Raw genomic sequence first — 11402 nt, 5'->3', positions numbered from 1 at the left:
GCCACAGCTTCGCTGGCATCGTCATCGCCGCCGTGGCCGAACAGGTGCCAGAGAAGATCAAGACCTTGGTGTTCACTGCCGCGTATCTGCCTCAGGATGGTGATTCCCTGCTGTCGCTGGCCCAACAGGACCATGACGCCAGGATCGGCCAGCACCTGACTATTGATAAGGAGCGTGGGATTGCCGTCGTCGAATACTCGGCGCGTGCCGAGCTCTTTGCCAATGACGGTCCTGCGCCGCTGAAGGAAAAACTTCCCGATCTGATCCTCGACGAGCCAGCGACACCCTTGGTCACGCCAGTGCGTGTGACTGCCGAGAGGTTTGGGCGCGTCGACAAGATCTATGTGTCCACCCAGGTGGACCAGGTCATCAGCCCCGCCTTCCAGGCGCAGATGATCTCGCGCACTCCCGTGCGGAAGGTCGTTCCGCTTCAAACCGGTCACCTGCCATTCCTGACGGATGTCGAGGGCATGGCGAAGGCCATCGAGAACGCCACGGTCTGAAACGTGCGCGAGGATGTCCCGATATCCCGCTGCGATATCGGGACATCCGCCTAAGGCGAGGTGCATTCATCCTTGTCTAGATGAATGGTTAAGTTTTTCGGACGGCCTGTCATGGTTCACGTTCTCGTCTGAAGGTATATCTATGCGGCGTGGTCATGCACGGCCAGCCTAATCGTGCGCCCTCTCGCGAGTCATCACAGCTGAGCCGCTAGCCGATCCCGCCATGATGCACGCATCAACGTATCGATCAGCCACGAATGAGCGGCGCTACCCATGAATCTGTGTAATCCGGCCATGGCTGCGCTTCTCGTACTCGCGGTCCCGGCGGCCCGTGCGACGTTGGCTTCTCAGTATCAGGCGCCCGAAGTGAGACTGACGGCCGAAACGGTGAGCTTCCCGCTAATACTCGTGCGTGGATATCCCTTCATTGAAGGAAACGTGCAAGGTCAGAAGGGCAAGTTCATGTTGGACACGGGCCTGCAGCGGGCGATGTCGCTGAATCACCATCTCATTCCACTCACGGGCGGAGCGCCCGCGGCAACGGGTACGTTCGGCAGCGGCCAGGTGTTTACGATCGTGATGCGTCCGAAAGTGTCTGACGTGAACGTCGGCGGCTTGCATTTCGATAATGTGACCCGGGTTCAGAGCCAGGACGCAACCCAACTCGAACGCATCACGCCGGACTTTCTAGGCTGGTTCGGATACCAGGCCTGGGCAGCGTATGCAATGAAGATCGACTATCAACAGTTGAATGCAACATTTTCCAGGACAGGTGCCGAGGCCCTCCTCGAGGGCGAAAAGACCGTTGCCAGCATCCCTTACGAGACACGAAAGCTACCCAATATTCCCATCGTGCGGGGCTCACTGGGGGGCGTGAATCTTCTTCTCCATTTCGATACCGGGCAGCGCGGGGGCATCTACGTGGACTCGGCTACCCGAGATCGTTGGGTCGAAAACGGCTTCATCGTTCCCCAGGGAGACGATACCTACGACGTCAAGGGCCTGCGTATCGGCGACAGCTTCACGGCGGACGTGCCAAGGCTTCGGCTCTGGGCCACGCCGTTTCCGGCGGCAGACCCCACCGGCATCAATGAGAGGATCACGATATCACTCGGTTACGCCTTGCTCAGCCAGTTCGTTACTGTCTGGGACTTCCCTCATAAGACGCTTTATTTTCTACGGACATCTGCATATGCGCAGCCTTGATAGACTCAAGCAATTAGGGTTCGAGCTTCCTCCCCCCTTTCCCGCGCTCGGCTCGTACAACATCGTGACAACCGCTGGCGATCAGGTGTTCGTCTCCGGGCTGGGTCCTATCAAGGGCGGCCAGCCCGTCGTGGGCCTCGTTGGCGATGACATGACTTTGAGCGATGCCCAGGATGCAGCGAGGATGACGATGCTCCAGATTCTCTCGGGTCTCGAGCAGAGCTGCGGGCTTGACAGCATCAAGCGTTGCCTTCGACTGACGGTCTATGTCCGGGCCGAAGCCTCGTTCAAGGCGCATCCGAAGGTCGCGGATGGGGCCAGTGATCTCCTTCGCGATCTCTTCGGGGCCGACTTGCTCCCCGCGCGAAGCGCCATTGGCGTGTCATCACTTCCGATGGGTATCCCCGTCGAGATCGACAGCATCTTTGCAAGATCTTTCGAGGTACGGTAATCGTGGCGGTGCTCAGTAAGCTTTCACCGTTCATGGCGACACTCGCGCTTCTCTGCGCCTTGACGGCGCCTTCGTATGCCGGTGCGGATGATTACAACCGCGAGATACAGCGGTGGCAGAGCGAACGGCTTTCAAGCCTGACGTCTGCCGATAGCTGGCTCAGCGTGACAAACGCTGACATCTTACAGAAGGGCATCAGCCGCATAGGGTCCGGAGCAGACGAAGACATCGTGTTGTCGACCGGTCCCTCCCACCTCGGCCTTCTGACCTATGCAACGGATGGGACGATCAGCCTCGCGCTAGCCAAGGGCAGTCGCGTGTCGATCGATCCTGAGCCGTCTGTTCATGGCCATATCGAGCCCTTTCACGTGAGCGGCTTGTACTTTGAACCCGACGGCTCCCTGACGCCGGTGAATTCGAAGGCGAGTCATGCGACCCAGCCGACCGTATTGCACGTYGACTCGGCGACACTGAAATTCTATGCCTACGATAGTGATCTGAATCATGGCGAGATGAGGCTCATCGCGACCGATGCTCATGCTCCTGCGCGCGCCAGGTTCCACGGTCTGGACTACTTTCCGGTTGACGCCAGTTGGAAAATTACCGCGCGTTGGGAGCTCCTGGCGTTGCCGCGAGAGGTCGATGTCGCCTATGTGCACGGGACGGTGACGAAAGACAAGATCATCGGGAAGGTCGTCTTCGTCCGGGACGGCAAGCAGTACGAACTACTGCCCTATAAGCAGGGGGACAATGGCGACCTACTGTTTGTCTTTGCGGACGCCACGTCCGGGAAGGAAACGTATGGAGGCGCTCGCTTTCTCTTTGCCTCCGCACCCAAAGACGGAAAAGTGATCCTGGACTTCAACAAGGCCATCAACCCGCCTTGCGCACTGATTCCTTTTCCGAACTGTCCTCTCGCAAGTCCAGAGAACCATCTTGCGGTTCGCGTAGCGGCGGGCGAAAAGAAAGTGGACGACCAGGGCTGGCCAGGCGGCCGATAGCCACAGCCTGGCAAACGAAGCGACATCGACGAAACGTTTGGAACCCGGAAACCCCATGCCACCACAAGCTGCACCTGATCTTTACGCATTCTGGCAGAGCGCGTCGACTCACCGAGTGCGGATAGCACTCAACATGAAAGGCCTGGCTGTGCGCGAGCGGCTCGTCGATCTGGATAAGCTCGAGCAGCGCGCTCTTAACTTCCTTGCGCTCAATCCCGCGGCCACGATCCCCATCCTGGTGGAAGACGGCCGATCGCCATTGACACAGTCGATGGCGATTCTGGAGTTCCTCGAAGAGACCGTACCGAGCCCGGCGCTTTTACCTACGGACGTGCATGGACGCGCGCGGGTTCGATCACTTGCGTCCATGTTGGTCACCGATACCCATCCGTTGTTAACCTCCAGGGTGAGAGATTACCTATTTTCAGTCGGTGGATTCGATGAAGCGGCCTGGCGTGCCTGGATGGTTCATTGGTTAACCTTCAATCTCAAGGCCATCGACTGGCGCCTGGCGACGGAATCCGAGACGGGTGATTTTTGCCACGGTGACCGTCCAACCCTCGCGGATATTTGCCTGGTGAGCATCCTGTCCCTCGCCGAGTCCATGAATATCATCGTGGACAGAATTCCCACGGTGGCGCGAATCGTCGCAACGTGCGCATCCCTCGACGCCTTTTCGCGAGCGCATCCGTTGCTCCAGGAAGGTGCTTGAGACACGACCGCTCGCGATGGGTTTTGCTACCCTCTCGCTGCAACTGCCGGCCAGGATCACTAAACTGACGCCGGGATCGGAGTCAGAAAAAGCGGGACGGCGCGACGGGGATATCGTGATAAAGGGTGGCCCCGGTGGATACATAAATCAGGCGGCGATCAGGACGCCGGCTTCGAGGGCGTCGAAATATTCGCGCGTCAGGCGCGTCTGCGTAACGGCATCTTCGGCGCGATTGACGACGTCGCGGAAGGCGGCGTTTTCCGGGCGGTCCTTCGCGTACCAGCCCAGGTGCTTGCGAGCGATGCGCACGCCCATCTTCTCGCCGTAGAACGCATAGAGATGGTCGAGGTGACCACACAGAATGTCGCGTACTTCGGTGGGCGTGGGCTCGTCGAGGTGATTGCCTGTCTCGAGGAAGTGCGCGATCTCGCGGAAAATCCACGGGCGTCCCTGTGCGCCGCGGCCCACCATGATCGCGTCGGCACCGGTCGCCGCGAGTACATCGCGAGCTTTCTCCGGGGTGACGACGTCGCCATTCGCCATGACCGGAATACGCACACTGGCTTTCACCGCGGCGATCGTGGCGTACTCGGCATCGCCTTCGTATTTGTCGGCGCGCGTACGGCCGTGGACGGCGAGCGCGGCAATGCCCGCATCTTCGGCGATGCGTGCGATGGTCAGGGCATTACGATTGTCGTGATCCCAGCCGGTGCGGATCTTCAGCGTGACCGGAATGTCGACCGCCTTGACCACGGCGGCGAGAATGCGTGCCACCAGCGGTTCGTCCTGGAGCAGCGCGGAGCCCGACCACACGTTGCAGACCTTCTTGGCGGGGCAGCCCATGTTGATATCGACGATCTGCGCACCATTGTCCGCGTTGTACTTCGCGGCCTCGGCGAGCATGCCAGGGTCGTAACCGGCGATCTGCACGCTCACCGGTTCGGGCTCGCCGTCGTGGTCCATGCGGCGTAGCGACTTGGTCGTGTTCCAAAGGCGTGGGTCGGCGGTAGTCATCTCGGACACGGCCAGACCCGCTCCCATGCGCTTGCATAGAAGGCGAAAAGGCTTGTCGGTGACGCCAGCCATGGGCGCAAGCACCACGCCGGGTGCGATGGAGTAGGGACCGATGCGCATGAGGCGATTTTACGCGATCCGCGCCGGCGCCGCGTACAGGCCGCTCCGGACGGCTCAGCGGGCGGTTCTGGCGGTCTTTTTCAGGGCAGCGACGGCGTGGGCGGCGTTTACTTCGAGCATCCCTTTCTTCTGGACACTGCTGCTCAACAGGATCGTATGGACGGACGCCGGGTCGAGGTCGGGATCCAGCGAGAGCATCAGCGCGACGATGCCACTGACGTGCGCGGTAGCCATCGAGGAGCCCGAGGTGAAGTCATACCCGCCGCCGGGCTGGGTGGTCAGGATGTCGTTCCCCGGCGCACTGACCACCCCGGGAGGAGCGGGCGTCGTCGCGCTGGTCCGGACCACGATGACGCCGGGGGCGCCATCGGGAAAGCCACTCAGCTTGCCGTCCGGTGGCATGGCGGTGATGACAATGCGGCCTTCGTGAAGAATCTTCGCCAGCAGCATGCTGAGCAGCGGATCGGCAGGCCCTCCAAGGCTTAGGTTGACGATGCGCGCGTTCGTATCGTTCACCGCAGCGAGGGCCTTGGCCAGGGTGAACGAATTACAGCGCGCGCCGCCCCCGGCTTCCGGGGAATACCAGCAGGCCTTGTAGACGCTGAGCCTGGCCTTGGGTGCGATGCCGACCATGCCCTGATGGTTATCGCCGACGGCAGCGATGATCCCTGCCACTTCAGTGCCGTGACTGTCGTGATCAAAGGTTGAGGCATCGTTATCGACGACGTTGYGCGTGTCGCCGATATGTCCGATCAGGTCTGGGTGGGTCATGTCGACCCCGGTATCGACGATGGCAACACGGACACCTTCGCCCTGGGTCGAATTGTGTGCGAGCGCAGCGTCCGTTTCGACGAACCCTCGTTGGAGATCGGCATAGGGGTCGTTGTATTTGTGGGCTTCGCTGCTACCGGTGCCGCCGCCGGCATCGTTTGAATACACCGAATAATCCTGCAGCGGTTGCGCAAGCTTTACACGCCCGTCCTTCTGCAGGGCAGCGATGAGCTGGTCGCGATCGACACCCGGCGCAGGGTGCAGCACGACGCAGTAGAGATCCAGCGCCTTGATCGGCCAGCCACTCACTTCCTGCAGGGCGTAGTGCTCTTTCAGGTCCGTCAGTTGGGAGATTGCATGCTGGCCGGCACCGTACTGCGCCGACGGCGTGTAACCGAGCAGGCTGGAGCCGGCGTGCGTGGCAGCCGGCTCCAGGGGATTGGCTACCGCGAGGACGATGTCACGGCGGCTGTCCATGCGATCGACCGAGCCGGCGGGCGTGACGCTCGCTTTCGTATCGGCCGACGTCGTGGGCCGCGCCAGGGTGCAGCCCATCAGCGATGCAAGCAGGACGCAAAGCGTGACCGCCCCGATCTTCATGGACTGGCGTTCACCGGCTCGGCGAGGCGGACACCGTGCGCGCTGCGCAGGCGCTGCACCACCTGGGTCGATGCCGCGGCACCGCCCGCAGGCATGACCGTGTACGCGCCCACGTCATTCGGGCCACCGATCACCTGCAACTGCATCGAACGGAGCAACGTGTTCCAGTCGGCGAGCTTCATGCCGGTGTCGGGAACGACGTGTATGGCACCCGCCGGCACGTGCGCAGCCTCCTGGCTCAAGGTGCGGTAGGCCGGCAGCGGTGTGCCTTCGGCCCAGAACCGGGCGCCCAGCGTACCCAGCCCGACCGCCTGGATGAGGACAGCCGCCACCAGTGCACGGGTCAGCCAGCTCCCGCCGGCACCGCGTGGGCGCGCGGTCTCCATCACCGGAGCATCGATGCGGGCGAGCAGTCGGCGCAGGCCGAGTTCGGGATCGATGGACACATCCGCCGGCAGCGACATCGCCAGGCGCAGGCGCTTCTGCTGTTCGAATTCGGCGCGGCAGCCATCGCATTCGGTCAGATGGCTCATCAGCCACTCGGTCTGTTCCTGAGCCGCGCTGTCTTGGAGTACCCAGGGCATGGCTTCCCAGGCGCGGGCGCAATCGCGGCCGGTATCCGTCGGCATCCTCATGGCGCATTCTCCTTCGTAGCGGATGTGACACCGGCAAGGCCCGGAAGCACGTTACGCAGTTTCACGCGGGCGTGGAACAGGCGTGCTTTCACGGTGCCGACCGGGCACTGCATGATGACGGCGACGTCGTCCAGGCTGTGGCCGACGCCGTAAACGAGTTCGACCACGACCCGCTGGTCTGCCGTGAGGCGGTCCAGCCCCTTGCCCAGCCAGTCGCGCAGTTCACGGTCTTCATCGGGATCGTGGGAGGGCATGCGATCTTCGGGGACCGAGTCCTCGTCCACCGGTTCGCTGCCATGCTGGCGCAGCGCCTTGAGCCCACACCGGTAGGCGATGCCCATGATCCAGGTAGAGACGCGCGAGTCGCCGTGGAAACTGCCGGCTTTCTGCCAGGTGATCCACAGGCAGTCGTTGATGACTTCCTCGATGATGTCCGCGCGGCGTGTCAGGCGTGACAGAAAACGGGACAGACGCCCGTGATAGCTCCGGTAGAGCACGCTGAGTGCCGTGCGGTCGCCCCCCGCCATCCGTTGCAACAGGAGGCGGTCGGTGGTGTCGGCGTCGGTGTCCGCGTTAGTCATGGTTTCGTCGGAGCAAGTCGGGAGGCCAGCGTAAGTACCCCTTTGAAGGGGAAAGGTTGCGCCGGCTCAGAACGTGCGTGAGACAGTCGCATTCCATTGTGAGACTGCGGGAGACCCGTCAGACCGCGGGGCGTGCTGGGTCATGATGTGCTTGAGCTCGACCCGCCACCTTTCGCTCTCCCATATGAGGCCGGCATGCCCGTATTGGTAGCGGGGGTACTCACGGTTGTAGGGCGGATTGAAGTACTGGGCCGTGCCGACGCCGGCCGACACCGCCAGCTTCCAGGCCAGTGGCCAGCGGAAGCCGATATCGGCGGCCCCGCGCGGTCCGCGACCGCCCGTATGAACGAGCTGGGCCGCGGAGACGCCGACGGTGAGGACGTCGCGGTAGATCCAGCTGGCGCCCAGTTCCACACGATCGTAGATGCGCCAGTGCGAATCGTTGCCGTAGCGGTAATAGAGCAGACTCGTCTGCATCTGCCAGTCGGCGGACAGCGACCATGCATACGAGGCCTGGGCCAGGGCCTCGACGATCTTCCCCGGTGCGCGCGTTTCGGTGCTGGCCGAAAGGCCGAGCGACCAGCCCGAGGGCGTCGTCCAGGAAAGTGCGCCCTGGAGGACAGGGGTTTTGGGCGTGACCGCCAGCCCGCGATCGACGAGTTGGTTGCTGACCGCGACCACCCCACCGAAACTCGACGATTGCGCGTGCGCGGCCCTCCCGTGAGCGCTGAGCATTAGCGCCGACACCACGACGCCCAGCCGCGCACAGGCACACGTCGGCAGGGTGGCGAACCACCGTGCCGACCGCGTACCCCTGTGTGTGGACCCGGGGTGGCTTTGCCGCATCACTTCGTCATACAGATATCGTCAGTGCACGCTGCTCAGGTAAGACAGGAGATCGTCCAGCTGCTTGGCGTCAGTGAGTCCATCGTATTTCATCTTCGTGCCTGGATTGGCCTGTTTGGCCGGTTGGGACAGGTACCAGTGGAGTTTGTCCGCGGTCCACGTCCAGTTCGCCTGCTTGAGCGCATCGGAGTAGCTGTAGTCGGCGATGCTGCCCGACTGCCGCCCGACGATACCGAAGAGGCTGGGGCCTTTCTTGTTGCGGCCCTCCTTCACGGTATGGCACTCGGCGCATTCGGACTTGAAGACATCGGCACCGGCTGTCGCGTCGCCGGCCCGAACGGCGGGGGAGGCCGCGAACCAGCCGAGGATCAGGCCGGCCACGGCAACGCCGTGCAGCCACCGGCCCGGATGCGCCTCAGAACGCGAGGCTGGCGGAAAGGGAGAAAGCATTCAAATCTCCTGCATTGGTTGGACGGACGCCGGGAGGGGCGTCGAAGATGTTGTGGTCGCGCCCGTTGAAGCGCGTGACGCGGAACCAGGTAGCGGCCAGCTTCAGGTTGGCGATCGTGGTGTACGAATCGTCCTTCCCGAACGGGGCCCAGAACAGCGTAATCAGGTTCGAGGTGCCGTCCGGATCGCCGTAGGGCAGGTAGCGCGCGCCGTCGTTCGATCCGGTACTCAACAGATGCGATACCGAGAGGCTGTACGTCTGGTGGAAGGTGTACGTCGCCGTGAGCGTCTGGTCGTGCACGTTGGCTCGGGTCTGCGCTGCCAGGCCCGTCGTCGGGTTGAACAGTGGCGTGCCATAGTGGCGTTGCTCGAGGATATTGACGTAGCTCAGCTGGATGATGTGTTCGCGGTTGCCGAGGTACTGATAGGTCAGGTCGTAGCCGAGGTCGGTGAGGTCATCGCTGGGCCCCGAGCGAGGTATGGATCGCTTGGTCGTGAGCGCCACGACGCCTGCGGAGAAGAACTGACGCTTCATGTCCTTCATGTATGCGAAGCGAAAATAGCCGGTGTCGTGCAGCTTTCCCGGATCGCCGCCGATGTTGTAGCCGAGATGATCCTGATCGGACGTGGGTAGCGACCGGTAGGTGCCCACTTCACCGTACCAGTTGGAATCGTAGAGACCGTACATCGTCGTGCCGATGACACGGTCGGTCGGCGTGTTGGGGCTGCCAGGGCTCAGTAGCGTACCGGTGACACCTGTCGGCACGATAAACGACGCGTTCGGCAAGGCCGCGATCGGATCCTGGAAGCCGGGGCTGTTGTTCACGCTCACGCCGAGCGTGAGGTCCTTGCCACCGAGTTTCAGCTCCTTGAGGACGAAGCGCAGGTCCACGTTGCTCAGCCGCGTGTTGTACGTGTCCTTTCCAGTGTGATCGGCCTCCACCTTCACGAAGCCACCGATCTGGTCGGTAAGACGGCCGGCGACGTAGAGGTCCCCTTCGGTGAGGTCGGTCGTGTTCTTGCCGGTCGCCGGGTTTGTATAGGCTTCCGTCAGCTGGCCCGACACCGGGATCTTGAAACCCTTGCCATCGGTATCGGTATAGCCATTGAGCTTGAAGCGCATACCGTAGGGGGTGAGCTGCGGGCCGTAGGAGCCCGCGTGGCAATCCGCGCAGGCCGAACCGGTCTGCCGCGCATAGGCCGGGATCGCCTGGACCGACGTGCTGGCGAACATCAGCAGTGCGGCGACGGCCCAGCCCAGGTGTGCGGGCCGTGCCCAGCGGGTTGCGCATTGGAGCAATTGGAACAACATGACATCTCCTTGTTTTCGGGCGGTCAGCGACGGCGTTTTGGCCACATCCGGCGGAGAACGCCGTCGCGCATGACGAAGTGGTGCCAGAGCGCAGCGGCGATATGCAGGCATACCAGTCCCAGCAGCACCCACGCCGCATTCAGATGCCAGGCCTGCAGGCTGTCAGCGAGGTCTTCGTCGGGCGCCACGAGGTTGGGCAGCGTGGCGCCGAAGAAATGGGCGGGTTTGCCTTCTGCGCTGCTGAGTGCCCAGCCGAGCACTGGCAGGGTGACCAGTAAGGCGTAGAGGGCGACATGGGTCAGGCCGGCAGCGGCGCGTACCGGCCATGGCGACTCCCCGGACGGGGGCAGTTTGCCGACCCGCAGGCGAACGAAGACACGGACCACGAACAGTGCCAGGACGAACAGGCCGAAGTGGCGATGGCCTTCGAGCAACCAGGCGCGCACATCGCGTCCGTCGAGCTGGTCACGGGTCAGGATGAAGGCGGCGGCCATCGCCACGCAGATCACGGTGAGCCAGTGCAGTACGCGCAGCCGCCGCGGCAGGGGTACCAGGGCCGACTGGCCCTTCGCCGGCCGGCCCTTCAGCGGGCCGCCTTTCAACGGAATCAGCGGATTCATTCCCATGCCCGAGTCGCCCTTCACATCGAAGCCAATGCGGTTGAGTGCCGCGTGGGCGGCGGAAGGTTGTCGCAACCTTTGGCGATAGGGCCGGCACTCAAGTTCGTACGACGCCATCAACGAAACAGTGCCTGGCCTACACCATGGAAATCGAGCGAATCCAGTTACAGAAGCACGGCGATAGCCGGGGCATGCTCGTTTCCCTGGAGCAGAACCGGAACGTGCCGTTCGAAATCCGGCGGGTGTACTACATCTTTGCCAACACGCCGGATGTGCATCGCGGTCAACATGCCCATCGCCACCTCACGCAGCTGGCGGTGCCCGTGCGCGGCTCGGTCACGCTGTTGCTTGACGACGGCACCGGTCCGGCGACCGTCGTGCTCGACGATCCCACGCAGGGCCTCCTCCTCGGCAGCATGGTCTGGCGCGAGCTTTACGACTTCAGCGACGACTGCGTCCTGATGGTGCTGGCGGATCAGTTCTACGACCCCGCCGACTACATCACCGACTACGCGCAGTTCCTGCGGGAAGTGCAGGGCACGCGCTACGTGGAAGGGCTGGCCCTGTGACGAAGTTCGCG

At 62.7% G+C, this 11402-nt stretch carries 14 protein-coding genes; 6 read left to right on the top strand and 8 right to left on the bottom strand.

The genetic code is table 11. The annotated features are described in order from the left end of the window. The 5 genes from AC1DT2_RS01640 to maiA form a co-directional block, all read left to right on the top strand. On the top strand, window positions 1-503 hold a 503-nt coding region (locus AC1DT2_RS01640), incomplete at its 5' end, for a hypothetical protein (protein ID WP_477293756.1). A gap of 273 nt (window positions 504-776) precedes the next feature. Beyond that, a complete protein-coding gene (locus tag AC1DT2_RS01635; protein WP_477293754.1) occupies window positions 777-1709 on the top strand; it encodes a pepsin/retropepsin-like aspartic protease family protein in 933 nt (310 codons plus the stop codon). Further along, window positions 1696-2160 carry a RidA family protein gene (locus AC1DT2_RS01630; RefSeq protein ID WP_477293752.1) on the top strand — a complete coding sequence of 155 codons (465 nt, stop codon included), beginning with the start codon at window positions 1696-1698 and terminating at the stop codon, window positions 2158-2160. Before AC1DT2_RS01635 ends, AC1DT2_RS01630 begins: the two co-directional genes overlap by 14 nt. Before the next feature lie 2 nt (window positions 2161-2162). Continuing rightward, window positions 2163-3161 (top strand): DUF1684 domain-containing protein, encoded by a 999-nt coding sequence (locus AC1DT2_RS01625; protein ID WP_477293750.1) that lies wholly within the window; start codon window positions 2163-2165, stop codon window positions 3159-3161. A 55-nt stretch (window positions 3162-3216) separates the two neighbouring features. Beyond that, window positions 3217-3873, top strand: a complete 657-nt coding sequence (gene maiA, locus AC1DT2_RS01620) for a maleylacetoacetate isomerase (RefSeq protein WP_477293748.1) — start codon at window positions 3217-3219, stop codon at window positions 3871-3873. Between the two features lie 147 nt (window positions 3874-4020). Here the strand turns inward: maiA and dusB are convergent, their stop codons facing one another. The 8 genes from dusB to AC1DT2_RS01580 form a co-directional block, all read right to left on the bottom strand. Further along, entirely contained in the window at window positions 4021-5007 is a 987-nt protein-coding gene (gene dusB / locus AC1DT2_RS01615; protein WP_477293746.1) for a tRNA dihydrouridine synthase DusB, read from the bottom strand. A 54-nt stretch (window positions 5008-5061) separates the two neighbouring features. Next, entirely contained in the window at window positions 5062-6378 is a 1317-nt protein-coding gene (locus AC1DT2_RS01610; protein ID WP_477293744.1) for a S8 family serine peptidase, read from the bottom strand. Further along, window positions 6375-7013 (bottom strand): anti-sigma factor, encoded by a 639-nt coding sequence (locus tag AC1DT2_RS01605; protein ID WP_477293742.1) that lies wholly within the window; start codon window positions 7011-7013, stop codon window positions 6375-6377. Before AC1DT2_RS01605 ends, AC1DT2_RS01610 begins: the two co-directional genes overlap by 4 nt. Continuing rightward, window positions 7010-7594, bottom strand: a complete 585-nt coding sequence (locus AC1DT2_RS01600) for a sigma-70 family RNA polymerase sigma factor (RefSeq protein WP_477293740.1) — start codon at window positions 7592-7594, stop codon at window positions 7010-7012. Before AC1DT2_RS01600 ends, AC1DT2_RS01605 begins: the two co-directional genes overlap by 4 nt. A 66-nt stretch (window positions 7595-7660) precedes the next feature. Beyond that, window positions 7661-8440 (bottom strand): TorF family putative porin, encoded by a 780-nt coding sequence (locus AC1DT2_RS01595; protein WP_477293738.1) that lies wholly within the window; start codon window positions 8438-8440, stop codon window positions 7661-7663. 21 nt (window positions 8441-8461) lie between these two features. Continuing rightward, on the bottom strand, window positions 8462-8821 hold the full coding sequence (locus AC1DT2_RS01590) for a c-type cytochrome (RefSeq protein ID WP_477293762.1): 360 nt from the start codon (window positions 8819-8821) through the stop codon (window positions 8462-8464). A 34-nt stretch (window positions 8822-8855) separates the two neighbouring features. Continuing rightward, on the bottom strand, window positions 8856-10202 hold the full coding sequence (locus AC1DT2_RS01585; RefSeq protein WP_477293736.1) for a cytochrome C: 1347 nt from the start codon (window positions 10200-10202) through the stop codon (window positions 8856-8858). Between the two features lie 23 nt (window positions 10203-10225). After that, entirely contained in the window at window positions 10226-10756 is a 531-nt protein-coding gene (locus AC1DT2_RS01580; protein WP_477293760.1) for a cytochrome b, read from the bottom strand. 209 nt (window positions 10757-10965) lie between these two features. On the opposite strand from AC1DT2_RS01580, the gene AC1DT2_RS01575 reads away from it, so the two are divergent. Then, on the top strand, window positions 10966-11391 hold the full coding sequence (locus tag AC1DT2_RS01575) for a sugar 3,4-ketoisomerase (protein ID WP_063572418.1): 426 nt from the start codon (window positions 10966-10968) through the stop codon (window positions 11389-11391). The last annotated feature ends 11 nt before the right edge of the window (window positions 11392-11402 follow it).

It is taken from the genome of Luteibacter sp. P4_E6, assembly GCF_056401535.1.
Note: the sequence above shows the minus strand (reverse complement) of the source record. Positions and strands in the feature narration are given on the sequence as shown.